Origin of the sequence: Streptomyces sp. NPDC091377, from assembly GCF_044757045.1 — a bacterium.
Lineage (GTDB): Bacteria > Actinomycetota > Actinomycetes > Streptomycetales > Streptomycetaceae > Streptomyces.
The window spans coordinates 14,276-37,342 of the sequence record NZ_JBIVUE010000015.1; the positions used below are offsets into that span (position 1 = coordinate 14,276).

Consider the following 23,067-nt stretch of genomic DNA (forward strand, 5'->3'; position numbering starts at 1 on the left):
GGCAGTTCCGCAGTCGCTAGGAGGGACGAACAGGTGGTCGACACGGAGGGGCGCAACTGCCCGGAATGCGGGGCGACCCGCGGGCCGGACAACACCCCGGCGTGCGCGTGTGGCCGCCGGGCGTCCGACGCCCTGCGGGACGCCCGTACGGCGGAGCAGGCCGCGGCGGAGGACTTCGATCCGCTGCGGATCAGGCCGTACATCGACCTGGAGCAGGGCGGGGCCGCGTCCGCGGTGGGGACGGGAGCGGGGGCGGGGGCGGGGGCGGGGACGCCTGCGGCTGGGCCTGTGGTGGGGCCGGTGGCCGGGCCCGGGGTGGAGCCGGACGCGACGATGCGGTTGGGGCGGGTCGGGGAGGGGGTGTCGGTGCCGTCCCCGGCGGATGTGGAGGCGTTCGGGCCGGGGCCCGGTGATGTGGAGGGGGCCGGTGGGGCTGGTGGCGTGGAGGGAGCCGGTGGGGCCGGTGGGGCCGGAGGAGCCGGAGGGGCTGGTGAAGGTGGTGTGGGGGGTGCGGCCGGCCCGGGGGCGGGGAGTTCTTCGCGTCGGCGGCGGAAGGCCCTGCTGATCGCGGCGGGGGGTGCGGTGGTGGCGGTGCTCGCGGGGGCCGGGTTCGCCAGCGGGGTGTTCTCCTACGAGAAGCCGTCCCGGGACACCGCGATGCCGGAGGACGTACGGGCGTCGGTGCCGGAGGAGGATGCCGAGCCGTCCGCGACCCCGGAGACCACGGGGCCGGCCTCTCACTCGCCCTCGGCGACGTCCGGTCCGCCGTCGGCGAGCGCGAGCCCGTCGGCGTCCGCGTCGGCGAGCCGGTCCGCCACGGCGTCCGCGTCGACGTCGGCCAGCGGCTCGCCCGAGTCGTCGCCCAGCCGCGCCTCGGGGTCGCCGTCGGGCCCCGACGGCTCCTCCGCGGTGCTGCGGCGGGGTGACCGGGGGTCCGAGGTCACCGAACTCCAGCAGCGGCTGGGGCAGTTGCAGCTGTACGTCAGCGAGACGGACGGGAACTTCGGGCGCGAACTGGAGAACGCGGTGCGGACGTATCAGTGGGCTCGGGGGGTGGGGGCCGAGGACTACGGGGTGTATGACGAGGCGACTCGGGCGGCGCTGGAGGGGGAGACCGCCGAGCCGTAGCCTCCGGCCGGGTGTGTTGTGGGTGGGCGGTGTGTTGGGGGTGGGCGATGCGTTGTGGGTGCGGGTGCGGGTGGTGGTGGGCTGGGCGCGCAGTTCCCCGCGCCCCTTCAGGGGGTTGGCGATGCGGGCCCGTGCCCGGCTCAGGTGATGTGCAGCTGGAGGTGGCCGTCGGCCGTGGGGGTCACCCGGGTGGTCGTCAGGTCCGGGACGGTGATGTCGGGGGCGTGGGCGGCGGCGCGGGGGCCAATGCCGACCACGCGCATGCCCGCGGCGCGGGCGGCTGCGATGCCCGCGCCGGAGTCTTCGAAGACGACGCAGTCCTGGGCCGGGACGCCCAGTTCGGCGGCGCCCTTCAGGAAGCCCTCGGGGTCGGGCTTGCTCGCGCCCACGGACTCGGCGGTGACCCGGACGTCCGGCAGCGGAAGCCCCGTAGCCGCCATGCGCGCTGTGGAGAGGGCGGCGTCCGCCGAGGTCACCAGCGCGTGCGGCAGCCCCCGCAGGGACGCCATGAACTCCGTCGCGCCCGGCACCACCACGACCCCGTCCAGGTCGGCGGTCTCCTCCGCGAGCATCCGGGCGTTGTCCTCGATGTTCCGCTCCATCGGCCGCTCCGGCAGCAGCAGGGCCATCGAGGTGTGGCCCTGCCTCCCGTGCACGACCTTCATCACCTCGTCGCCGTCCAGCCCCTGCCGGTCCGCCCAGCGGCGCCAGATCCGCTCCACGACGGCGTCCGAGTTGACGAGGGTGCCGTCCATGTCGAGCAGGAGGGCGCGGGCGGTGAGCACGGTCTTGGCCGGCATCGGCAGCTCCAAGGCACGGAGGGAGGAAGGGGAAGAAAGGGAGGAAGGGGAAAGGAGAGGGAAGGAGGGGGCAGGAGGAAGCGGAAGGCAGAAGAAAAGCCGGCCCCGCCCGCCGGTCAGGGAAAACGGGCGGAGCCAGTTTGTTTCTCTACGGTACAAAATAAATCCGGCATCCCGCCAGTGGCCCCCTCCCTCTTCATCCGGTGTTCAACCGGTTCCGGCGGGACAGTCACCCGGCGGGTGCGGCGGACCTCAGCCCGTCACCGCCTCCCAGAGGCTCCACACGCCGAGCCCCGTCATGAGCAGTGCCGCCACCCTGGTGATCAGCTTCAGCGGCACCCGCTTCATCAGGGCCTTGCCGCCCACGATGCCGAGGCCGGCCACCGCCCACAGGGCGAGCACCGCGCCGAGGGCGACGGAGAGCGGGTCGTCGTAGCGGGCGGCGAGGTTGGCGGTCATGATCTGGGTCAGGTCACCGAACTCGGCGACCAGGATGAGCATGAAGCCCGCGCCCGCCACCTTCCAGAAGGACTGGTTCTCCGGCTTGCGGATCTCCTCCTCGCCGTCGTCCTTCTTCAGCAGCAGCACCGCGGCACCGCCGAGGAAGAGCACGCCGGTGATGGCCGAGACCAGTTGCTGCGGCAGCAGGGTCAGCACACTGCCCGCCGCCACGGCCAGCGCCACATGCAGGGCGAACGCCGCCGCCACGCCCGCGAAGACGTACGACGCCTTGTAGCGGGTGCCGAGGACCAGCCCGGCGAGTGCGGTCTTGTCGGGGAGTTCCGCGAGGAAGACGACGCCGAAGACGACGGCCGTCACGGTGAAGCTGATCAAGGGATCCTCAATCGGTCGGGGCCACCCCACCGAGAGTGCTGCGTCTCGCGTACGAAACACCTCGGCAGGACAGCACACGCTGCACCCGTGCCGTAGGGCACGGGCGTGCACTGCTTGCCGAAGGTCTCGCTGGCGAGGACACCGTCGCGGTGCTTGACCGCGATTCACGCGCCGCGCTGACGCGGGCGATCGTGTTCCGCCTCCGGGCGCCGGCTCGGCCCTCACGGGCTGAGCAGTATGTCGACGGTCCGGCGAAGAGCTACTCCCCTTCTGCGCCCTCCATGGTACGCGACCTTCCCCGGACCGCCCCGCGTGAGAAGTGCCACCCCGACGGCGCCCGCCCCCGCCCCGACGCGCACAGGGTCCCGCCCCGGGTGCCCGCCCCCGCCCCGACGCGCGCAGGGTCCCGCCCCGGGTGCCCGCCCCCGCCCCGACGCGCGATCCCCGCCCCCACCTCGCGCGAGATTCCCGCCCCCGCCGCACTAGCCCCGCGCACCGCACCGATCCGCGCCCCGCGGCACTCAGCCCCGCACCGCGCGAGACCCCCAGCCCCGAAATGCCCGTCCCCGCCCCACGCGCGATCCCCACCCCCGCGGCATTCGACCCCGCCCCGCGCGGGACTCCGCGCCCGGGGGCGCACCCACGCCCCGCGCAAAACCCCCGCCCCCGCCGCACTCGACCCCGCCCCGCGCGAAGTGTCCCGCCGTCCGGGGGCGGGCGGACCTGGCGGGTCCACGCACACCAGCCGGAGCAGAAAGTTCCGTATCGAATCTTGTGGGTGTCATGCACGTGTCACTAACTTCTCACCGGACGAACACCCGTACGCAACACCCCACCGACAGCATTCCCACGCCCACCCACCGACACCCACCGACACCCCATCCCCCGAGGGAGTTCGCATGCCCAGGTTCTACGCGCGTCGACGGTTCAGCCTGGCCGCCGCCGTCACCGCCCTGATCTCCGGCGCGGCCCTGTTCAACGCCCCCCACGCCGCAGCCGCTCTGCCCACCCCGGTCAGCGCCGCCACCGCCCGCGGCTATCTCGCCCAGCTCACCGTGGCCACCGAGAACCGCACCGGCTACGACCGGGACCTCTTCCCGCACTGGATCACCCAGTCCGGCGCCTGCAACACCCGCGAGGTCGTCCTCAAGCGCGACGGCACGGGTGTCGTCCAGGACTCCTCCTGTGCCGCCACCAGCGGAAGCTGGTACTCCCCCTATGACGGCGCCACCTGGTCCGCCGCCTCCGACGTCGACATCGACCACCTGGTCCCGCTCGCCGAGGCATGGGACTCCGGGGCCGGTTCCTGGACCACCTCGCGGCGCCAGTCGTTCGCCAACGACCTCACCCGCCCCCAGCTCATCGCCGTCACCGACAACGTCAACCAGGCCAAGGGCGACCAGGACCCGGCCACCTGGATGCCGTCCCGCACCGACTACCGCTGCACCTACGTCCGCGCCTGGGTCCAGGTGAAGTACTACTACGGACTCTCCGTCGACTCCGCCGAGAAGACCGCCCTCACCAGCTACCTCAACGCCTGCTGACCCTCCCGGACGACGACCCGCCCGGAACCGCCCCACCCGCCTCCGTCGTTCCGTACCGTACGGGCCACCGGACAGAAGGCGGGCGATCACATGGCGGAACTGCGCCTCGGACCACTGCTGAGACATGCCGACGGCACCTCGGCGACCGTATGGGTCGAATCGAGCCGTCCGTGCACCGCCGAGGTGCGCTGCGCGGACGGCTCCTCGAGCACCTCCCGCACCTTCCAGATCGCGGGCCACCACTACGCCCTGATCCCGGTGACCGGCCTCCCGCCGGGCACGGAGACGGCGTACGAGGTGCTGCTCGACGGCGTCCGGGCCTGGCCGCCGCCCCACTCCCCCTTCCCGCCCTCCACCATCCGCACCCCGCTCCCGGACGACACCGTCCGGGTCGCCTTCGGCTCCTGCCGCTGGGCCGCGCCGCCCGAGGGGGAGCCCGATCCGGTCGGGCCGGACGCGCTGGACACCCTGGCCGCGCGGATCGCCGCCGACCCGGCCGCCGAACGCCCCGACGTGCTGCTGCTCCTCGGCGACCAGATCTACGCCGACGAGGTCTCCGAGCCGACCCGCCGCTGGCTGTCCGCCCGCCGCGACCTCGCCGAGCCACCGGGCGAACAGGTCGCCGACTACGAGGAGTACACCCACCTCTATTACGAGTCCTGGCTCGACCCCCAGGTGCGCTGGCTGCTGTCCACCGTGCCCTCGTGCATGATCTTCGACGACCACGACCTGATCGACGATTGGAACACCTCCGCGGCCTGGCTCGCCGACATGCGGGCGACGAGTTGGTGGCGGGAGCGGCTGCTGGGCGGGCTGATGTCGTACTGGGTCCATCAGCACCTCGGCAATCTCACCCCGGCCGAACTCGCCGGCGACCCGCTCTACGCCGCCGTGCGCGCCACCCCCGACGGCACCGACGCGCTGCGCGCCTTCGCCGCGCGGGCCGACGCCGATCCGGCCGCCGTCCGCTGGAGCTACCGGCGCGACTTCGGCCGGGTACGGCTGCTGATGGTGGACACCCGGGCGGCCCGGGTCCTGGCGGAGGGCAGCCGCTCGATGCTCGACCCCGGCGAGGCGGACTGGCTGCGCGAGCAGGCGCTCGAAGCGCCCGGCTCCTACGACCATCTCCTCATCGGCACCTCCCTGCCCTGGCTGCTGCCGCACCTCGTACACGACGCCGAGGGGTGGAACGCGGCGCTGTGCCGGGGCGACAAGGGGCCCCGCTGGGCGCGGTTCGGGGAGAAGGTGCGGCGGGCGGGGGATCTGGAGCACTGGGCGGCGTTCCCGGAGTCGTTCGAGGCGCTGGCCGCGCTGATCGCCGAGGTGGGGTCGGGGCCGGACGCGCCGGCGACGGTGTGTGTGCTCTCCGGCGATGTGCACCACGCGTACATCGCCGAGCCGACCTGGCCCGGGGGCGCGGGCGGGGCGCGCGGCGGGGCGCGCGGGGGGCCGGACGCCCGGGTGCTCCAGCTGACCTGCTCCCCCGTGCACAACTCCATCCCGCTGTCGATCCGCGCCGGTTTCCGGTTCGGCTGGAGCGCGGTCGCCCGCCGGTTGGGCCGCTGTTTCGCCGGGCACGGCGGGATCCCGCGCCCGTCCATCGACTGGCGCAAGACGGGCGGCCCGTGGTTCGGCAACCAGCTGATGACCCTCGTCCTGCGGGGCCGCGCCGCGACCCTGCGCCTGGAACAGGCCAAGCCGGCGTCGTCCGGCGCCGCGCCCCGGCTGGTGACGGTGCGGGAGTCCGTACTGACGGAGAGCTGACCGCCGGGCCGGGACGGGCGGGCGCGCGGCGGGGGGCCGGGCCCGGGCGGGCGAGCGCGTGACGGGCGGCCGGGCCGGGACAGGCGAGCGCGTGACGGGCGGTCCGGCCCGGGCGGGCAAGCGCGCGGCGGGCGGCCGGGCCGGGACAGGCGAGCGCGTGACGGGCGGTCCGGCCCGGACGGGCAAGCGCGCGGCGGGCGGCCGGGCCGGGACAGGCGAGCGCGTGACGGGCGGTCCGGCCCGGGCGGGCAGCCAGCCCCGGGACACTTCGGCGCGGGCCGAAGCGACCGGATCCTAGGCTGCCGCCATGAGAACGGCACCTCCCCGCGACCTGCCCGCCCAGACCGCCGCGACCCACCTCCGGATCGAGCCGAGCATCCTGTACTTCGGGACGCCGGTGGTGCTCCTGTCGACGGAGAACCAGGACGGTTCCTTCAATCTCGCCCCGATATCGTCCGCGTGGGCCCTCGGGCGGACGATCGTGATCGGACTGGGCCGTACGGGGCAGACCGCGTACAACCTGGGCAGCCGCCCCGACCTGGTCATCAGCCTGCCGGCCCCCGACCAATGGCCGGCCGTGGAGCGGCTGGCGCCGCTGACCGGCCGCCACCCGGTGCCCTCCGGCAAGCCCGAGGGCTGCCGCTACGAGCCGGACAAGTTCGCGGCGGCGGGCCTGACCGGCATCCCCTCCGATCTGGTCCGGCCGCCTCGCGTCGCCGGCTGCCCGATCCAGCTGGAGGCCCGCGCCGAGCAGGTGCGGCCGGACGCCTCCGGGGACTTCGTCATCGTCGAGGCCGGCGTGCGCAGGGTGCACGCCGACTCCCGCATCGTCGTCCCGGGCACCGACCACATCGACCCCGCCGCCTGGAGCCCCCTCGTCTACAACTTCCGCCACTACTTCGGCCTCGGCCCGGAACTCGGCCACTCCTACCGCACCCAGACACCCCGCACGGTCGAGGAGCCCACCTGACGGCACGGGAGGAGGTGAGGGAGGAGGCGCGGACAACTGCGACGTGTGGGGCGTGCGTTGGTTTCGGTGGCGGCCGACGGCATGATGAGGCGGGCCGTCCGCTTCCAACGGGCGGTCGACTGCCGTACGGCAGTGCTGCGACACAGCTCCGAACGCGCCCCATACGCCCCGGGAGTCACCCCCTTGTCCATATCGAACGCGGTGCCGACCCCCCATGTCTCCGTCGCCCTGGTGGGCGCGGGTCCACGCGGCACGAGTGTGCTGGAGCGACTGTGCGCCTCCGCTCCGGAGTTGCTGCCGCCCGGCGCCCGGCTGACGGTCCATGTGGTCGATCCGGCGCCGCCGGGCCCGGGCCGTGTGTGGCGTACCGAGCAGTCCGCCGAACTCCTGATGAACACCGTCGCCTCCCAGGTCACGCTGTTCACCGACGACAGCGTCGACTGCTCGGGCCCGATCCATCCCGGCCCGAGCCTGTACGAGTGGGCGGCCGGCGGGCTCGGCCCGGACGAGTACCCGACCCGCGCCCACTACGGCCGCTACCTGGAGTGGGTGTTCGCCCGGACGGTCCGCGAGGCACCGCCCGCCGTGCACGTCGAGCCGCACACCGCCCGTGCGGTCCGGCTGGCGGACGGCCCCGGCGGCGGCCAGGTGCTGACGCTGGACGACGGGCGGGTGCTGAGCGGCCTGAGCGCGGTCGTCCTCGCCCAGGGTCATCTGCCGCTCACCGCGACGGACGAGGAGCGCGCGCAGTCGTCGTACGCCTCCGCCCGCGGTCTGCACCACGTCCCGCCCGCCAATCCGGCCGACGTCGACCTCGCCCCGCTGGCCCCCGGCGAACCGGTGCTGCTGCGCGGGCTCGGGCTGAACTTCTTCGATCATCTGGCGCTGCTCACGACCGGCCGGGGCGGGCGGTTCGTACGGGATTCCGGGGCCGGGCTGCGGTATGTGCCCTCGGGGCGGGAGCCGCGGCTGTTCGCGGGGTCGCGGCGCGGGGTGCCGTACCAGGCGCGCGGCGACAACCAGAAGGGCGCCTACGGCCGCCATCTGCCGCGGGTGCTGACCCCGGAGGTCGTCTCGGGCTTCCGTAAACGGGCCGACTCCGGGGACGCCCCCGACTTCCTGGCGGAGATCTGGCCGCTGGTGGCGAAGGAGGTCGAGACCGTCTTCCACGAGGCGCTGGTGCCGGAGGCGGGCCGGCGGCGGGAGTTCGCCGAGCGGTATCTGTCCGTGCCGTACGGGGATCCCGGGGAAGCGCGGGTGCGGGCGGATTTCGGGGTGGGTGAGCGGTGGTCGTGGGAGCGGATCGCGCGGCCGTACGACGGGATCCGCTTCGCCGGGCGGGACGAGTGGCGCGCGTGGCTGCTCGGGCATCTGCGGGCGGACGCCGTCCAGGCCGGGCTGGGGAATGTGCGCGGGCCGCTGAAGGCGGCGCTGGACGTGCTGCGGGATCTGCGCAACGAACTGCGGCTGGTGGTGGACCACGGGGGCCTGGCCGGGGCCTCGCGCCGCGATCACCTGGACCGCTGGTACACCCCGCTCAACGCGTTCCTGTCCATCGGCCCGCCCCGGCGCCGGATCGAGGAACTGACCGCGCTGGTGGCGGCCGGGGTGGTGGAGGTGCTGGGGCCCCGCCTCCAGGTGCGGTGCGCGCGGGGGGCGTGGGTCGCGCACTCCCCCGACGTACCGGGTTCCGCGGTGCGGGTGACCTCGCTGGTGGAGGCGCGGCTCCCGGAACCGGACCTGCGGCGGACCGGTGACCCGTTGCTCGCCGCCTTGCTGGCGGAGGGGCGGTGCCGGGCGCATGTCGTGGACGGCTACGAGACCGGCGGCCTGGATGTGACGCCGCGGCCGTACCGGCTGCTGGACCATCACGGAGTCGCCCACACCCGGCGGTTCGCGTTCGGGGTGCCGACGGAGGGGGTGCACTGGGTGACGGCGGCGGGGGCGCGGCCGGGGGTCGACTCGGTGACCCTGTCGGACGCGGACGCGGTGGCACGGGCGGCACTGCGGGTGCCGGTGCCGGTGCCTGCGCCTGTGTCTGTTTCCGTCGCGGAGGGGTGAGGCGCCCCTCCTGGTGGGAAGGACGCCTCATCGGTGCCTGAGCCTGTGGTCGGGCGGGGTTCAGGCGGTGCCCGCGGTCCAGCCGAACGGGATGGTGAAGCAGCCCACGCGCGAGCCGTGGTTGCCGGGCTCGGCGTGGAGCACCACGGAGGACGCCTCACCGCGCCGGAAGCCCCAGTCGTGGCGGGCGGACGCGTCGCCGGAGCCGGTGGGCCCGGCGGTGAAGTCGAGCCAGACCTCGTTGTCCGGGTTGGCCTGGTGCGGGTCGGTCGACTTCACGTGCTGGTAGTGCCCGCCGGCCGCGGCCGGGTCGGCGGCGCACGGCTTCTGGTGCACATGGACCCCGAAGCTGTGCCCCGGCTTCACGCCCCGCACCTTCAGCCGTACGCTCGTGGCGCCGTCGGGCGCGGTGCTCTGCCCGACCTCGATCCACGCCCCGGCCGGGACGAACGTCTCGTCGTACGTCACCGCGGCCGACGGGACGAGCGCGGCGGGCGGGGCGAACCGGGCGTCCGTCCGCATCACATAGCCCCGCTCGCGTTCGGGCACGGCCGTTCCGGGATCCGCGCCGCCACCCGCTCCATAGGCGCTGCCCGCACCGGCCGCCAACACGACCGCGGCGACCGCGCCGACGCATACTCCTGCCACCATGATCGGTACTGTCCTCACCTGTGAGCCCGCTTCCGGGCGTTCCCCCCTGCTTCTTCCCTACCGTTGCTACGGGAGGAAGGGACCGAGCGCCCGTCGGGACGGGACAGCCGGGTGAACGGTGCCCCGGACGGCCGGTCTACAGTCCTGTCGGTCTGTCGGTCTGTCGTTCTGTCATTCCGTCGGTCTCTCGGTCTCTCGGTCTCTCGGTGGACGCTCGGGTGAACGTGGTGTGCCGAACACACGAGCCCCCGGTGAATCCTCTGTCACACCCTCGGCGTACGCTGTATGGCTGTCATGGCCGCTCCTGCCGTTCCCTCGCGACACCGCGGCACGGTCCGGTCCACGGGGGGAAGTACGGGGAGTCTCGTTGCTGGAAAGTGTGGGGGCGCTGGCCGCCAGCCCATGGATCTACGCGCTGGTGGCACTGTCGGTGTTGCTTGACGTGTTCCTGCCTCTGCTGCCCAGCGGGGTGCTGGTCATCATGGCCGCGACGGCGGCGGCGGCCGGCTCGGGCGCGGCAAGCGACCATGTGCCGCAGTACGTGCCCGACATCCTGGCTCTGACCCTGTGCGCGGCGACCGCCTCCGTCCTGGGTGACCTGGTCGTCTACCGGCTGGCCCGGCGCGGCGGGGACCGGCTCGACCGGGCGATCGCCCGCTCCCGTCGGCTGACCAGCGCGCACGAGCGGGTCGGCGCCGCCCTCGCCCGGGGCAGTGGCGGGGCGTTGGTGGTGCTGGCCCGGTTCGCGCCCGCGGGCCGCTCGGCCGTCTCCCTGATAGCGGGCACGGCCCACCGCCGTACCCGTGACTTCCTGCCCTGGTCCGCGCTGGCGGGCCTGTCCTGGGCGACGTACAGCGTGGCCCTCGGCTACTTCGGTGCCCACTGGCTGGGCGCGACGTGGCTGGCCACGGGGGTGTCGGTGCTGGCGCTGTTCGCGGCGGGGGCGGGGGCCGGGTACCTGATGCGACGGGGCCCGAGCCCGACGAAGGCGGGCTAGACGACCCTTGGGCTCGCCCGCCCCTCCTCTCCCTTACCCGCCCCGCCCCGCCCCGTTCGCCTATCCGGCTGCCGCGCGTTGGGCCGGGGGTGCGGAGCCCCGTATCTCCAGGCCGTCGAGGAGTTCGGCCGTGGCCTGGGCGATCACGTCGACGGCGTGGTCGAAGACCTCTTGGTTGTGCGCGGCGGGCGCCCGGAACCCGGACACCTTCCGCACGAACTGGAGGGCGGCGGCCCTGATCTCGTCTTCCGTCGCCTCTTCGGGCAACGCGGGCGGACGGAGCGTCTTGATGCTGCGGCACATACCCCCAGTGTCGCGCGCCCGCTCCCGTACCGCAGTGGGCCCGGGAAACCTGCGATGATCCACCACGAGGCGGCCACCGGCACCGGGGCCGACCACGAGAGGAGTCACATCAGATGGCACATGACGGGACAGCGACACAGCACGACCGGACGGACAGCGCCGTCGGCACGTACGCCGTGCTCGGCCCCGGGGGCGTGGGCGGACTGCTCGCCGCGTTGCTGGCGCAGGCCGGTCACCGGGTGATCTGTCTGGCGCGGGAAGAGACGGCGTCGTCCCTGCGGACGTCCGGGATCCGTGTCCGCAGTGGCGCGTTCGGGGACTTCACGGCCTCGGTCGAGGCGGACACCGAGCTGCGTGAACCGGTGGACGCCTGTCTGATCGCCGTCAAGCACACCGCGCTGGACGCGTCGCTGGCCCGCGTTCCGGCCGCGGTGCTGGGCGACGCGCTGCTCGTACCGTTCCTGAACGGTGTCGAGCACCCGGTGGCGCTGCGGGCCCGCTACGGGCCCGACGGGGTCGCGCCGGCGGCCATCCGGGTCGAGTCGACGCGGACGGCACCGGGCGAGATCGTGCACGGGAGCCCGTTCGCCGAGATCGACCTGACCGGCGACCCGGTCCCGCGGGCCCGTCTGGAGGCGCTGGCCGCCGTGCTCACCGAGGCGGGTCCCGTCACCCGGGTACGGGACGACGAGACGGCGACCCTCTGGGCGAAGATGGCCTTCGTCGCCCCGCTCGCGCTGCTCACCACCCGCTACCGGGCCCCGGTGGGCGAGATCCGCGCCCACCACCGGGACGAACTCACCGCCCTGGTCGAGGAGACGATCGCGGTCAGCCGGGCCTGCGGCGGCCCAGGCGACGCGGCGCAGGCGGTGGCGCGCTACGAGTCCTTCCCGCCGGACACCAAGTCCTCGATGCTCCGCGACGCCGAGGCGGGCCGACCCCTGGAACTGGACGCCATCGGCGGAGCCCTCCTCCGCGCGGCGTCCCGCCACGACATCCCGGTCCCGGTGGCATCCCGCCTGGTGGGAGAACTGGGCGAGGGCTAGGGGCGGGGGCCGGGGGGCCGGGGGGGCGGGGGCCGCTGGATCTGCGGCCCCGGGAGCCCTACGGAACCTGGTGATCCGGGGATCCGGGGATCCGGGGATCCGGGGATCCGGGGATCCGGGGATCCGGGGATCCGGTGATCCGGGGATCCGGGGATCCGGGGATCCGGGGATCCGGGGATCCGGGGATCCGGGGATCCGGGGATCCGGGAAGGCCGATGAGCCCGGCAACCCCAGGCGAGAGCCCAGACCCCGGGCCCCCGGGCCCCGACCCCCGGGAAGACGAGAGCAAGGTCCCGTAAGGCACCTGCTCCTCCTCCCCCCATCCTGCTGGGCATCTGCGGCCCGTTCGAGCACGCGCTCGAAGCACTCATTCGAATGAAGCCCCCGAAGGCACTCGCACCACAAAATCGAACAGGCGTAGCATTACCGCGTGCCGACGACCTACGACTTCCCAAGCGACCTCCTCGCCGGTCAGGAGGAGCTGCATCAGGTCAGGGCCGAGCTGTCGGCCCTGCTCAAGCGGCTGCCCTGGTCGGTCGAGCCCCTCGACGGCTTCAGCGACGACAACGGCTGGCGGCGGGTCGAGCGCCCCGCCTCCCCCGGCTGGACCCTCGATCAGCAGGCGGAGATAGAGAAGCTCCGCCGCCGCGAACACGAACTGGCCGTCTTCGTCACCACACACCGCTACTGGGACCACTTCACCGGCCCCGACCAGGTCGACGCCCGCGCCCACCTCAAACACGCCCACGAGCCGGGACCGGAGGGAGAGCCCACGGGGTGACGGCGGGCGGGCGCCCCTCGCGGCCCGGTCAGGCACGGCTCGCCGACCCGCCGGTCAGGGACTCGTAGTGGTCGCACAGGGCCATCACCGAGCGGGCGAGCAGCTGGGCGTGGGCGATTCCCGCGGACCGGGAGCGGGCGGCGGGCTCCTTGTCGAGCCGGGACCGTGCGTCCTGCACACCGACCAGGGCGCAGGCGCTGGGGATGTCGTCCTCGGGGTACTCGGCCGCCGCCTCCACGATGACGGGAAGGGCGAGCATGAGGTGCCCCCGCAGGCGGCTGGTGAGAAGCTCCAGTTGCTCCTCGGTGGGCAGTCGGGCGCGCTCGCCGAGGACGCTCCGGGCGGCGTCGCGCATGGCGGGAAGGTCCAGGGTGTCGCTCATGCCGGCCGCCGTCGCGCGAGCCGGTACAGCGCACGGCCGATGCCACAGATGGCCTTCTGGGGAAGAGGTACGCGGCCCCGGGCGACCCCAGGGCGGTGACCGACGACCAGACGGCGGGCATGCCCGAGGTGCTGCGCACCGCGGTCCGCGCCGTCGTCGCCGAGTACGAGGCACGCGAGACGCCGGAGGCCGTCTGCGCGCGGGACGCGGACAAGCCGGAATGCATGCTTCAAGGGCTGGAGTACAAGGCACAGGGGTACGCCTCGGCCCAGCGGTGGGTGGACAACAGCCGGGCCCGGATCGTCACGGAGTCCGGACAGCGGCTGGCTGACGCGCTGCTGGCCCAGTCACCCCTGGACTGGCTGCGGTCGGCCATGGGCGAGAGCGGCCGATGAACGATGCACAGAGGCCCCCCGCCGATCCAGCGGGGGGCCTCTGACCTGCTACCTGCTACCTGCTACCTGCTACTTAAATCCTGGTGGGCGCGGACGGTTTCGAACCGCCGACATCCTGCTTGTAAGGCAGGCGCTCTACCCCTGAGCTACGCACCCAGGACGAGTGGACAGCGTACATGGCCGGGGGCGGTGCCCCGCAAACGCCTCTCGGCTGGTGGGGCCTGGTGCCCTCCGGGGAGCGGGGCCGGGGGTTAGCCCCACCCTCGATCCGGGCGTGGGCCGGATCCCGGGCGGGGGCCCGGGCCGCCTACGGTCGAAGTGCCGTCGGGGACAGGCCCGTACGGGTACTCAGCAACACAGGGGGAGATCGGCATGAGCCGTTCCGTTTCCGCGCGTTCGGCCGCCGCGGCGGGAGCCGTTCTGGTCGTCCTGGCCGGGGCCACCGCGTGCTCCGCGGACGCCTCCGAGGACAGCGACCCGGAGCGCCGCTCCTTCGCGCTGCGGGGTGACACCCTCACCGTCGACTCCGACGACTCCTCGCTGGACATCGTCGCCGTGGACGATCTGCCGGCGGGGAAGATCGAGGTCACCCGCTGGTTCCAGGGGTCGGTCGCGGTGGGCAAGGACCCCAAGGTGACCTGGTCCATGGACGACGACCGGCTCAAGCTGCGCCTGGAGTGCTCCGGCGTCGTCGCCGACTGCGCGGCCCGGCACCGGATCGAGGTGCCCGGCGGCACCGCGCTCGACATCAGGACCGCGGACGGCAACGTCCACGCCACCGGCTTCCGGCGCCCCCTCGCCATCCGCAGCGGCGACGGCAACGTCCGGGTCTCCGACTCCTCCTCCCCGCTCACCCTGCGCTCCGGCGACGGCAGGATCCGCGTCACCGAGGCCACCGGCCGCCTCGATCTGCACACCGGCGACGGCGACATCCACGCCGAGGGCGACTCCCGCGAGGTCACCACCCGCTCCGGCGACGGCAGTGTCCGCCTTCGGCTGGGCACCGTCCCCGACCGGGTCGAGACCCGCGCCGGTGACGGGAACGTCACCGTCGAGGTGCCCCGCGCCACCTACCGCGTCACCACCGTGACCGGCGACGGCCGTGTGGACGTCTCCGTCCCGCGCGCCGACTCCAGCGACCATGTGGTCTCCGCCCACACCGGCGACGGCAAAGTCACAGTCCGGATCGCGAACTAACCGGCCCGTGTGTTCGTCCTTAACCGGTGGGAGAATGACACCGGGCAGGGCGGACGACAGCACGGGAGAGGGATGTGACGGCGACACCGACTCAGCCGTACGCGCCGTTGGTACCGTCCGCACGCCGTCCCGTGCGCCGGGCGTGGCGCGACACCCTCACCCTGGTCTCCCTGCCGCTGGTGGCGGCCCTGGCGCTGCCCGCCTCCTTCACCGGGGGCGGCACCCGGCGCTGGTTCGGCGGCCGGGCCGAGAGCCAGCGCGCCGAGGCCCAGGCCGCCAAGGACGCCGCCGCGGCGGCGTTCTACGACCTCGACACCGCCCAGCGTGACCTGCGGATCTCCATAGAGACCATCGTCGCCGTCGACGACTCCCCCGCCGCCCGGCGCGCCGCCGCCGACTTCGAGGCCCTCGGCCACCGCATCGACCAGGCCAGCCACCAGTACATCGGCGCCGTCGACGCCCACGACCTCGACCGCGACGACCTGGAGGCGTCCGTCGCCTCCCGCGCCCGCACCGAGCTGACCAAGGCCACCGACGAGCTGACCCGCGTCAGACGCGACCTCGACCGGTTCGCCGACAGCCTCGGCCCACTGCTCGGCAAGGCCGAGACCCAGCTCGCCCGGCTCGTCCCCGCCGTCGAACGCGCCCGGCAGTCCCTCCTCGCCGCCTCCAACGCCCTGGACGGCGTCCGCGCCTCCGGGCTCAAGGCCGACGACCTCGCCGCCCGCCTCGCCGCCCTCGGCCCCGACCTGACCCGCCTCAACCAGGGCGCCGGCCAGCACGGCGTGCCGCAGACCCTGGAGCGGGCCGAGCGCGTCGCCCGCGAGGCCGAGACCATCCGCGCCGAAGCCGACCGGCTGCCCGAACGCGCCGCCGAGATCGACAAACGCCTCGTCTCCCTGCGCACCCGCGCCCAGGCCCTCACCACCCGCGCCGAGCAGGTCGACCCCATCCTCAGCGAACTGCGCCGCCGGTTCACGGCCGCCTGCTGGCAGGACCTCCAGCGCGTCCCCGACCTCGCCGAGGACAACGTCCGCCAGGCCGAACGCAAGCTCACCGAGGCGCAGAGCGCCCGCGAGGCCCAGCGCTGGCCCGACGCCACCGCCCTGCTCTCCACCGTCCGCGCCCTGCTCAACACCACCGACGAGGCCGTCTCCGCCGCCGGTGACCGGCTGCGGCGGCTCAACGCCGTGCAGAAGGACCCCCAGGCCGAGATCGAGCGGACCCGGTTCGCCATCCGCGACGCCCAGCGCCTCGCCATGGCCGGCCGCCACACCCCCGACCCGCGCCACGCCCGCCCCCTGGACGACGCCGTGGCCCGTCTGGAACGGGCGATCACCACCCTTGAGGGCCGCCACCCCGACTACTGGCACTTCCTCACCGAGACCGAGGCCGTACGGCGGTCCGTGGCCGGTGTCGTCTCGCAGATCCGCGAGGAGCGCGGCGGGGGCTCCGGCTCCTGAGCCACCGGCCCCCGCGCCCCGCCGTTGCCCCATCCGCGCGGCGGGCGGATATTGGGTGGGGAGAGCACGTACGGCCTCCGCTCGCGCCCCAAGGGAGGCGGACCATGGCCACACCCGTCATGCACCCCGGAACCGCCAGGCAGCGCATCCGGCTCGACGAGCACCTTCCCACCGATCACCGGCTGAGCACGGTGTACCGCATCGGCGCCGGCCTGATGGGTCTGCTGCTGATCGCCTTCGGCATCCTCGGGCTGACGAACAACATCGGGTTCTTCGACACCGGCGGCGACCAGGTCGTCGGCCTGAACACCAACGGTGCCCTGAGCGTGCTGTCCATCTGCGTCGGAGCCCTGCTGCTCGTCGGCATGCTGATCGGCGGGAACTTCGCCTCCACCCTCAACATGACCCTCGGAGTCCTCTTCATCCTGAACGGCTTCCTGAACCTCGGGCTGCTCCAGACCGACTACAACTTCCTCGCGTTCAAGATCCAGAACGTACTGTTCAGCTTTGTGGTCGGCCTCCTCCTGATGACCTTCGGGATGTACGGTCGCGTCGGCTCGGCCCTACCGCACGACAACCCGTACTGGAGAGCCCGCCACCCCGGCCACGCCACCTCCCCGCCGGACCAGCCGGACCAGCCGGGACAGCCGGGGCAGCAAGGGCAACAGGGGCAGCAGGCGTCCACGGCCCCGCGCCCGCCGCGAGAGGCCGGTTAGTCTGTGCGCATGCCTCGCTACGAGTACCGCTGCCGTACCTGCGGAGACACCTTCGAACTGAGCCGTCCCATGGCCGAGTCCTCCGACCCCGCCGCCTGTCCGGCCGGTCACGGCGACACGGTCAAGCTCCTGTCCACCGTGGCCGTCGCCGGCACCGCCTCCCAGGCCCCCTCCCCGCCCGCCGGCGGCAGAGGCGGCGGCTGCTGCGGGGGCGGCTGCTGCGGCTGACCGCCCGCACGACCGCTGGGCCGACCGCACGACGAGGGCGGCAACCCGGCGGAACCGGGGACGACGGCCCGCCGGGCGGTCGTCCTCAGCGTTTCTTCAGCTTCGACTTTCTACCGTGATCACATGACAGCCATCGCAGCGCTCACCGCGGCGCAGACCACGGCCATGGCGGCACCGATGCCGGCCATGGCCGCCGAAGGCGCTGCCGCGCCCCAGTGGATCAACGACGTCATGGACACCCTGGGCGCTCCCGGTGCCGGTCTGCTCGTGGCCCTGGAGAACCTGTTCCCCCCGCTGCCCAGCGAGGTGATCCTGCCGCTGGCGGGGTTCGCGTCGAGCACCGGGCAGATCAACCTGTACGCGGCCCTGGTGTGGACCACGATCGGTTCGGTGGTCGGCGCGCTCGCCCTCTACGGCATCGGCGCGCTGCTCGGCCGGGACCGTACGGTCGCCCTCGCCGGGCGGCTGCCGCTGGTGAAGGTGGCGGACATCGAGCGGACGGAGGCGTGGTTCGCCCGGCACGGCACGAAGGCCGTGTTCTTCGGGCGGATGATCCCCGTCTTCCGCAGTCTGATCTCCGTGCCCGCCGGTGTGGAACGTATGCCGCTGCCGGTGTTCCTGGGGCTGACCACGGCGGGCAGCGCGATCTGGAACACGGTGTTCGTCCTCGCCGGCTATGTGCTGGGCGAGAAATGGTCCGAGGTCACGACCGTGGTGTCCACCTACTCGAAGGTGGTCCTCGCCGTCGCCGTCCTCGCGGTCCTGGCCTTCGCGGTCGTACGGCTGATGCGGCCAGGTCAGGGACGGCGCCGGGGCGGACGCGGAGGCCGGGGCCGCGGCACCGGCCGCTCGGGCCGCTCCGGGCACGGCGGCCACAGCGGCGGTTCCGGCGACTCCGCGGGTTCCGGCGACGAGGGCCCGGAGGGCGACAGAGCCCACGGGTACCGGGCCACGTACGAGGCCGATCCCACGTACGGGGCCGAGGCCGAGGCCGGTTACGCGGAGCACGCCGAGCCTTCGGGGTACGCCGAGCACCCGGGGTACGCCGAGCACCCGGGGTACGAGTACTCGGCGTACGGGCGGGCGCCGCGCTAGGGCGTGGCCGTCGCCCCGCGGAGGAATTCTCGGAGGATCCGCTCCCCCGCCAGGACGCCCCGTTCGGGCAGTGCGGTGACCGTGGGGGCGGTCCAGCCGGCGTCGGCGAGTTCGCCGTGGGCGGGGCGCCAGGCGTGGTCGGCCGCGAGCAGGAGGTCGGCGTCGAGGAGGGAGTCACCGGCGGCGAGGGTGCGGTCGGCGCCGGTGCGGCGGGCGACCTCGCGCATGGCGGCGCTCTTGGTCAGCGGTCGGGGCACGGCGTAGATCTTGCGGCCCTGGAGGGAGACGGTCCAGCCGCGGTTCTCCGCCCAGACGGCCAGTTCCTTCATCCAGTCCTCGGGCAGGAGTTCCCGCTCGATCACCAGATAGGCGAAGAGGTCGTCGGCGACCCGGTGCTTGCGGACCCAGGCGGGGTCGGCGGAGGTCTCCAGATGGGCGCGTACCTCCGCGAGGGGGGCGCACTCGTCGGCGAGGCGGGCGGTGACCCGGGCGTGCCAGTCGTGGTCGGTGACGCCGTCCACGAGGAGGTGGCCGCCGTTGGCGCAGATGGCGAACCTCGGGGCGGGGCCGGGGAGGTTGATGCGCTCGTACTGTCTGCGGGTGCGGGTGGTGGAGGGGACGAAGACCGCGCGGTCCTCGCCGAGTTCGCCCAGTTCGGTGAGGAGCCGGGCGGAGGTCTCGGTCAGGTAGGAGAGGGGCTTGCTCTCGTGGACCTCGACGCAGAGCAGCCGGGGGGCCCGGGCGTCGGGCATGGTCAGCGCGAGAGCGGCCGAGGAGTAGATCAGGGTCCGGTCGAGATCGCTCGCCACCAGCACCGGCATCAGAGCGCCACCGCCTTTCCATCGGCGCCGGTGGCGCCCCGTGTGTACTGGGGATGAATCAGCCCCACGCAGGTGTAGGGGAGTTCGGAGACCTCTTCGACGGGGACGCCCCGCTGCTCGGCGAGGAGGCGTACGTGGTCGAGGTCGGCGCCCGCGCCGGCCCGGGCGAGGATCTTCCAGGGCACGCGGCGCAGCAGGACGCGGGTGGTCTCGCCGACACCGGGCTTGACGAGGTTGACGTCGCGGATGCCGTACTCCTCGCAGATGCGCTCGACGGCGGCCCAGCCGGCCCAGGTGGGGGCGCGGTCGGCGGTGCCGGAGAGGAGTTCCTTGAGGGCGGTGTCGACGGGGTCCGTGACGTCGGGGAAGCGGGCGGCGACGGTGTCGAGGAAGTCGGCGGAGAGGTCGGCTCCGGCGAGTTCGCGGTAGTACTTGGCGCCGTGGTAGTCGTGCGGTCCGACGAGGTCGGCACGGAGGACGGTGCGCGATATCAGCCCGGAGACGGTGGAGTTGAGGCAGGCGGAGGGGATGAGGAAGTCCTCGCGGGTGCCGTAGGTGCGGACGCAGGAGCCGGGGTCGGCGAGGACGGCGATCTCGGGGTCGAAGCCGGTGACGCCGTGGTCCCGCTCGAAGCGGCGGACGGCGTCAGTGAGTTCGCGGGTGATGGCGCCCTTGCCGGTCCAGCCGTCGACGAAGACGACGTCGGCGGGGTCGTGGTGGTCGGCGAGCCAGCGCAGGGCGTTGGCGTCGATGCCCCGGCCGCGGACGATGGAGACGGCGTAGTGGGGCAGGTCGAGGCCGTGGCGGTGCTGGGCCCAGCGGCGCATCAGGATGCCGACGGGGGTGCCGGCGCGGGCGAGGGAGACGAGCACCGGGCGCGGGGAGCGTTCGGCGAGGACGGACTCGGTGACCACGCCGACGGCCTGGGCGATGCGGGTCGCCGAGGTGTCGAGGGCGGCGTGGAAGAGCCGCTGGTATCCCTCGCTGGGCTGGTACTCCACGGGCAGTGACTCGGCGTAGTGGGCGCCGCCGCTCTGGATCGCCTCCTCGCGTTCCTCGGTCGGGGCCTCCAGGGTGACGTCCGACAGGTCCTGGAGGAGCCAGCCGACCTCCTCGGGGGCGTACGAGGAGAAGGCGGGGCCGCGGAGGGGTTCGGGCAGCATCGTGGATCTGGCTCCGGGAGAGGTGGGGCGCGGCGGCTCGGGGAGGTGGCTGGGGACCACGGCGAGCAGGACGTGCGGGGTGTGGTCGGCGAGGCGGGCGAGCAGGCCGTCGGGGGCGTGCAGCGCCGGGGTGTCGGCGGTCGAGTCGGTGACGGCGACGACGGCGTCGAATCCGGCGCCGGCGACGTTGTAGGCGTAGCGGTCGCCGGGGCCGTCGGCGGGGTCGTCGTGGGCCGGGAAGACGAGGCGGGTACGGATGGCGTACCCGGGGTCGTCGACGGCGAGGACCGGTGAGCGGGTGGTGGTGGAGAAGCGGAGGTCCACGCCGGGCAGGAGCTGTTCCAGCTGGTGGGCGAGGCGCAGCGGCGCGTACATCAGCTCCTCGGAGCCGAGGACCAGTACCCGTCGGGGGGCGGTCGGCAGTGCCTGGGCGAGCCGGGCCCCCATGCCGGGCAGGGCGGCGTCGAGGCGCTGCCGGTGGTCGGGGGTGAAGCCGTGGCGTCCCCCGTCGGGGACTCCGGCGGGCCAGCGCAGATCGACGCGGGCGACGGTGCCGGTCTCGCGGCCGGGTCGGGGGTCCCCCTGCCGCGCCGCCCCCTCGGGCCCGGCGGCGACGCCCTCGCGCTCCCGCTCCTGCTCCTGCTCCTGTGCGCCCGCGTGCTCCTGCCGGCGCTCGCGGGCGCGCTCCTGCTCCTGCTCGTGCTCGGCGACGAGGGCCTGGCCCTTCTCCAGGACGCCCTCGGGGAGTCGTACGGTGCCCCGGGCGGTGGTGACGAGGTCGACCCGGACGTCCATCTCGCGGGCGAACTCGGCCAGGCGGCCCTGGTCGGCCGGGGAGCGCATGTCGACCAGGGCGACGATGACGTAGCGGCGGCGCGGGTGGCGTTCGTGGAGGGTGCGCACGGTGTTGAGGACGGTGTTGCCGGTGGAGAACTCGTCGTCCACCAGGACGAGCGGGCCGTCCCCGGCGAGGAGCGCCGGGTCCTCGGGGAGCAGCAGGTGGGAGGTGGCGTGGGAGTGCGACTCCTCGAAGCCGCCCGCGGGGGTCACGCCGGGCACGGGGCGGCGGGTGGAGTGCAGATAGGGCGTGTCGCCGAGTCCGTCGGCGACGCAGTGGCCGAGCCCGGTGGCCGTCTCGGCGTAGCCGAGCACGACGGCGGCCCGCTCGCCCTCCTCGTCGAGCAGGTCGCGGACGCGCCGACCGAGGGCGAACCCGTGGCCGTGGACGACGGAGGGCGTCTGCGGGATGTGCTTGCCGAGCACGTGGGAGACCAGCAGATGGGCCCGCTTGGGGTTGCGTCGCAGGGCGAGACCGAGCAGCCGGGGCAGTTCGTCGTCCCCGGTCAGCCCGACCCCGAGCCGCTCCCCGACCCAGGTCCCGGTCCAGACGCCCTCGGCCGCCTCCTGCCCCGGGTGGGCCGGGCCGGCCGGGTGGGCGTCCGTGCCGTCGGCTCCCGCGGGGGGCTCGGGGGCGGCGGGGTGGGTGGGGTGGTGCGGTGCCTTGTTCATGCGTCCCTTGTCGTGGGGGCGGGGTCGGGTATGCCGGCGGCGAGGAGTTCGACGAAGCCGATGTCCTCGTTGGCCACGCCGAACGCCTCGGCGCGCAGCATGGTGCGTTCGGCCCAGGCGCGGTGCGGCTTCACCTCGTTCATCTTGTTGGTGTACGAAGACCGCAGTACACCCCCACCGCCGCGTTCCGGACGGAGGATGTCCTGGGCGTCGCTGTACTCCTCGTGGCTGACCACCGACAGGGCGTGCACGGGCAGGACGTGGGAGGGGTGGATGCAGGTCTTGCCGAGCAGTCCGTTGGCCTGGTCGAGGGTGATCTCGCGCAGCAGTCCGTCCATGGCGTGCTCGATGAGCGCGGCGCGCAGGGCGTCGGCCTGGCCTTCGTGGAAGGGGCTGCGGCGCAGCTGGGGCTTGAACATACGTTCCTGCACCCGGAAGTACTCCCAGACCGGGCCGGTCACCGTGAACCCGGTGCCGTCGGCGCGGCCCAGCATGTTGACCACGTCGGCGATGACGGAGGCGACGACCTGGACGTCGTAGGCGGTCATGTCGGGCGGGCGGCGCAGGCCGTACGAGGAGCAGAAGTCGGTGACGCCGAGGCGCAGGGCGAGGACGCGGTCGCGGTACTTGTCGACGGCGCGGAGGATGCCCTCCAGGGTCTCGACGCGGGTCTCCCGGTAGAGAAGCTCGGGCGACTCCAGGACCGGCATGGCGAAGAGGCGCCGGCCGCTGGCCGCCTCGGCGCCGGAGAGGGCCTCCAGGAAGGGGATGCCGCGCTCCTCGGTGAACTTCGGCAGGACGAACCCGGAGAGCAGCCCGACGGCCGGGCCGAGCCGGCGGGTGAGGTCGGGGATCTGGTCCGGGGTGCGGACCCGGATGAAGAGCAGGGGTGGGTCGTCGGCGTACCGGCTGCCCTCGGCGAGGGCGCGGAACTGTCGTACGAGGTTCTCCTCGGCGTCCTGGACGTCCGCGTCGTCGATCGAGTCCTCCAGGCACACCACCATGGAGACCACGCCCCGGTCGGCCTGTTTCACGACGTCGCGGGCGAGTCTCGGCCGGGTCGCGGGGCTGTACAGCGTGGCCCCGAGGGCGGCGGCGAGGAGCCGGGCCGGGGAGGCGGCCGTGAACCGGCCGGGTTCCCGGTGGAAGAGGCGCTGCCGCACGTCAGGGGCGATGTGCCCGAAATGATGCATAAGTCTCCCCCGTGGAGTCGAAATGG

The 23,067-nt window shown here is 73.7% G+C and carries 21 protein-coding genes, 1 tRNA gene and 1 pseudogene; 14 read left to right on the forward strand and 9 right to left on the reverse strand.

All coding sequences use genetic code 11. From position 1 onward, the window contains the following. The first annotated feature begins 33 nt into the window (after nucleotides 1-33). A complete protein-coding gene (locus ACIQNG_RS28095; RefSeq protein ID WP_401488847.1) occupies nucleotides 34-1,128 on the forward strand; it encodes a peptidoglycan-binding protein in 1,095 nt (364 codons plus the stop codon). Nucleotides 1,129-1,268: 140 nt separating this feature from the next. On the opposite strand, the gene ACIQNG_RS28100 is transcribed toward ACIQNG_RS28095, so the two are convergent. Both ACIQNG_RS28100 and ACIQNG_RS28105 read right to left on the reverse strand, forming a co-directional pair. After that, nucleotides 1,269-1,928, reverse strand: coding sequence for an HAD-IA family hydrolase (locus ACIQNG_RS28100; protein ID WP_401488849.1), 660 nt, complete (start codon nucleotides 1,926-1,928; stop codon nucleotides 1,269-1,271). 252 nt (nucleotides 1,929-2,180) lie between these two features. After that, a complete protein-coding gene (locus ACIQNG_RS28105) occupies nucleotides 2,181-2,762 on the reverse strand; it encodes a TMEM165/GDT1 family protein (protein ID WP_401426460.1) in 582 nt (193 codons plus the stop codon). Between the two features lie 899 nt (nucleotides 2,763-3,661). Between ACIQNG_RS28105 and ACIQNG_RS28110 the strand changes: the two genes are divergently transcribed. The 4 genes from ACIQNG_RS28110 (at nucleotide 3,662) to ACIQNG_RS28125 (ending at nucleotide 9,101) form a co-directional block, all read left to right on the forward strand. Further along, complete coding sequence (locus ACIQNG_RS28110) at nucleotides 3,662-4,306, forward strand: HNH endonuclease family protein (protein WP_401426458.1); 645 nt, start codon at nucleotides 3,662-3,664, stop codon at nucleotides 4,304-4,306. Nucleotides 4,307-4,396: 90 nt separating this feature from the next. Beyond that, on the forward strand, nucleotides 4,397-6,070 hold the full coding sequence (locus tag ACIQNG_RS28115; protein WP_401488850.1) for an alkaline phosphatase D family protein: 1,674 nt from the start codon (nucleotides 4,397-4,399) through the stop codon (nucleotides 6,068-6,070). A gap of 307 nt (nucleotides 6,071-6,377) precedes the next feature. Further along, nucleotides 6,378-7,040, forward strand: coding sequence for a flavin reductase family protein (locus ACIQNG_RS28120; RefSeq protein ID WP_401488853.1), 663 nt, complete (start codon nucleotides 6,378-6,380; stop codon nucleotides 7,038-7,040). A gap of 84 nt (nucleotides 7,041-7,124) precedes the next feature. Beyond that, nucleotides 7,125-9,101 (forward strand): FAD/NAD(P)-binding protein, encoded by a 1,977-nt coding sequence (locus ACIQNG_RS28125; protein ID WP_401489090.1) that lies wholly within the window; start codon nucleotides 7,125-7,127, stop codon nucleotides 9,099-9,101. 60 nt (nucleotides 9,102-9,161) lie between these two features. Here ACIQNG_RS28125 and ACIQNG_RS28130 read toward each other — a convergent pair whose 3' ends face one another. Continuing rightward, on the reverse strand, nucleotides 9,162-9,752 hold the full coding sequence (locus ACIQNG_RS28130; protein WP_401488855.1) for a superoxide dismutase family protein: 591 nt from the start codon (nucleotides 9,750-9,752) through the stop codon (nucleotides 9,162-9,164). 367 nt (nucleotides 9,753-10,119) lie between these two features. Between ACIQNG_RS28130 and ACIQNG_RS28135 the strand changes: the two genes are divergently transcribed. Next, entirely contained in the window at nucleotides 10,120-10,749 is a 630-nt protein-coding gene (locus ACIQNG_RS28135) for a DedA family protein (RefSeq protein WP_401488857.1), read from the forward strand. A gap of 60 nt (nucleotides 10,750-10,809) precedes the next feature. Here the strand turns inward: ACIQNG_RS28135 and ACIQNG_RS28140 are convergent, their stop codons facing one another. After that, on the reverse strand, nucleotides 10,810-11,052 hold the full coding sequence (locus ACIQNG_RS28140) for a DUF2277 domain-containing protein (protein WP_401438012.1): 243 nt from the start codon (nucleotides 11,050-11,052) through the stop codon (nucleotides 10,810-10,812). A gap of 113 nt (nucleotides 11,053-11,165) precedes the next feature. On the opposite strand from ACIQNG_RS28140, the gene ACIQNG_RS28145 reads away from it, so the two are divergent. Both ACIQNG_RS28145 and ACIQNG_RS28150 read left to right on the forward strand, forming a co-directional pair. Then, a complete protein-coding gene (locus tag ACIQNG_RS28145) occupies nucleotides 11,166-12,098 on the forward strand; it encodes a ketopantoate reductase family protein (protein ID WP_401488861.1) in 933 nt (310 codons plus the stop codon). A 430-nt stretch (nucleotides 12,099-12,528) separates the two neighbouring features. Then, a complete protein-coding gene (locus ACIQNG_RS28150) occupies nucleotides 12,529-12,879 on the forward strand; it encodes a hypothetical protein (RefSeq protein WP_401438018.1) in 351 nt (116 codons plus the stop codon). 28 nt (nucleotides 12,880-12,907) lie between these two features. Here ACIQNG_RS28150 and ACIQNG_RS28155 read toward each other — a convergent pair whose 3' ends face one another. Then, nucleotides 12,908-13,261 (reverse strand): DUF6415 family natural product biosynthesis protein, encoded by a 354-nt coding sequence (locus ACIQNG_RS28155; protein WP_401438020.1) that lies wholly within the window; start codon nucleotides 13,259-13,261, stop codon nucleotides 12,908-12,910. 56 nt (nucleotides 13,262-13,317) lie between these two features. Between ACIQNG_RS28155 and ACIQNG_RS28160 the strand changes: the two are divergent. Next, nucleotides 13,318-13,656 (forward strand): annotated as a pseudogene (locus tag ACIQNG_RS28160) (HD domain-containing protein); the annotation flags it as partial. An 81-nt stretch (nucleotides 13,657-13,737) separates the two neighbouring features. Here ACIQNG_RS28160 and ACIQNG_RS28165 read toward each other — a convergent pair. Then, nucleotides 13,738-13,812: transfer RNA gene (locus tag ACIQNG_RS28165), tRNA-Val, on the reverse strand. 216 nt (nucleotides 13,813-14,028) lie between these two features. Between ACIQNG_RS28165 and ACIQNG_RS28170 the strand changes: the two genes are divergently transcribed. The 5 genes from ACIQNG_RS28170 to ACIQNG_RS28190 all read left to right on the forward strand — a co-directional run bounded on the left by ACIQNG_RS28170 (nucleotide 14,029) and on the right by ACIQNG_RS28190 (nucleotide 18,355). Then, a complete protein-coding gene (locus tag ACIQNG_RS28170; RefSeq protein WP_401488864.1) occupies nucleotides 14,029-14,853 on the forward strand; it encodes a DUF4097 family beta strand repeat-containing protein in 825 nt (274 codons plus the stop codon). Nucleotides 14,854-14,927: 74 nt separating this feature from the next. Continuing rightward, on the forward strand, nucleotides 14,928-16,316 hold the full coding sequence (locus tag ACIQNG_RS28175) for a hypothetical protein (protein ID WP_401438025.1): 1,389 nt from the start codon (nucleotides 14,928-14,930) through the stop codon (nucleotides 16,314-16,316). A gap of 104 nt (nucleotides 16,317-16,420) precedes the next feature. Continuing rightward, a complete protein-coding gene (locus tag ACIQNG_RS28180; protein ID WP_401488866.1) occupies nucleotides 16,421-17,032 on the forward strand; it encodes a DUF4383 domain-containing protein in 612 nt (203 codons plus the stop codon). 9 nt (nucleotides 17,033-17,041) lie between these two features. Then, a complete protein-coding gene (locus ACIQNG_RS28185) occupies nucleotides 17,042-17,260 on the forward strand; it encodes a zinc ribbon domain-containing protein (RefSeq protein ID WP_401488867.1) in 219 nt (72 codons plus the stop codon). 123 nt (nucleotides 17,261-17,383) lie between these two features. Then, nucleotides 17,384-18,355 carry a DedA family protein gene (locus ACIQNG_RS28190; RefSeq protein WP_401488869.1) on the forward strand — a complete coding sequence of 324 codons (972 nt, stop codon included), beginning with the start codon at nucleotides 17,384-17,386 and terminating at the stop codon, nucleotides 18,353-18,355. Here the strand turns inward: ACIQNG_RS28190 and ACIQNG_RS28195 are convergent. From ACIQNG_RS28195 to ACIQNG_RS28205, 3 genes are read right to left on the reverse strand one after another with little or no spacing between them, the layout of a single operon-like run. After that, entirely contained in the window at nucleotides 18,352-19,176 is an 825-nt protein-coding gene (locus ACIQNG_RS28195; protein WP_401488870.1) for an HAD family hydrolase, read from the reverse strand. The genes ACIQNG_RS28190 and ACIQNG_RS28195 overlap by 4 nt on opposite strands. Beyond that, complete coding sequence (locus ACIQNG_RS28200) at nucleotides 19,176-21,848, reverse strand: phosphoribosyltransferase (RefSeq protein WP_401488872.1); 2,673 nt, start codon at nucleotides 21,846-21,848, stop codon at nucleotides 19,176-19,178. Before ACIQNG_RS28200 ends, ACIQNG_RS28195 begins: the two co-directional genes overlap by 1 nt. Continuing rightward, the gene (locus ACIQNG_RS28205; RefSeq protein WP_401488873.1) at nucleotides 21,845-23,041 is read right to left on the reverse strand and encodes an HpcH/HpaI aldolase/citrate lyase family protein; all 1,197 of its coding nucleotides are present in this window, start codon (nucleotides 23,039-23,041) and stop codon (nucleotides 21,845-21,847) included. Before ACIQNG_RS28205 ends, ACIQNG_RS28200 begins: the two co-directional genes overlap by 4 nt. Nucleotides 23,042-23,067 lie beyond the last annotated feature (26 nt).

Excerpts from the sequence above, each read along its gene's own strand:
- ACIQNG_RS28100 (WP_401488849.1), bottom strand. The coding sequence starts at position 1,928 with ATGCCGGCCAAGACCGTGCTCACCGCCCGCGCCCTCCTGCTCGACATG.
- ACIQNG_RS28145 (WP_401488861.1), top strand. The coding sequence starts at position 11,166 with ATGGCACATGACGGGACAGCGACACAGCACGACCGGACGGACAGCGCC.
- ACIQNG_RS28205 (WP_401488873.1), bottom strand. The coding sequence starts at position 23,041 with ATGCATCATTTCGGGCACATCGCCCCTGACGTGCGGCAGCGCCTCTTC.
- ACIQNG_RS28190 (WP_401488869.1), top strand. The coding sequence starts at position 17,384 with ATGACAGCCATCGCAGCGCTCACCGCGGCGCAGACCACGGCCATGGCG.
- ACIQNG_RS28155 (WP_401438020.1), bottom strand. The coding sequence starts at position 13,261 with ATGAGCGACACCCTGGACCTTCCCGCCATGCGCGACGCCGCCCGGAGC.
- ACIQNG_RS28115 (WP_401488850.1), top strand. The coding sequence starts at position 4,397 with ATGGCGGAACTGCGCCTCGGACCACTGCTGAGACATGCCGACGGCACC.
- ACIQNG_RS28200 (WP_401488872.1), bottom strand. The coding sequence starts at position 21,848 with ATGAACAAGGCACCGCACCACCCCACCCACCCCGCCGCCCCCGAGCCC.
- ACIQNG_RS28120 (WP_401488853.1), top strand. The coding sequence starts at position 6,378 with ATGAGAACGGCACCTCCCCGCGACCTGCCCGCCCAGACCGCCGCGACC.
- ACIQNG_RS28125 (WP_401489090.1), top strand. The coding sequence starts at position 7,125 with ATGAGGCGGGCCGTCCGCTTCCAACGGGCGGTCGACTGCCGTACGGCA.
- ACIQNG_RS28130 (WP_401488855.1), bottom strand. The coding sequence starts at position 9,752 with ATGGTGGCAGGAGTATGCGTCGGCGCGGTCGCCGCGGTCGTGTTGGCG.
- ACIQNG_RS28195 (WP_401488870.1), bottom strand. The coding sequence starts at position 19,176 with ATGCCGGTGCTGGTGGCGAGCGATCTCGACCGGACCCTGATCTACTCC.
- ACIQNG_RS28110 (WP_401426458.1), top strand. The coding sequence starts at position 3,662 with ATGCCCAGGTTCTACGCGCGTCGACGGTTCAGCCTGGCCGCCGCCGTC.
- ACIQNG_RS28180 (WP_401488866.1), top strand. The coding sequence starts at position 16,421 with ATGGCCACACCCGTCATGCACCCCGGAACCGCCAGGCAGCGCATCCGG.
- ACIQNG_RS28185 (WP_401488867.1), top strand. The coding sequence starts at position 17,042 with ATGCCTCGCTACGAGTACCGCTGCCGTACCTGCGGAGACACCTTCGAA.
- ACIQNG_RS28170 (WP_401488864.1), top strand. The coding sequence starts at position 14,029 with ATGAGCCGTTCCGTTTCCGCGCGTTCGGCCGCCGCGGCGGGAGCCGTT.
- ACIQNG_RS28140 (WP_401438012.1), bottom strand. The coding sequence starts at position 11,052 with ATGTGCCGCAGCATCAAGACGCTCCGTCCGCCCGCGTTGCCCGAAGAG.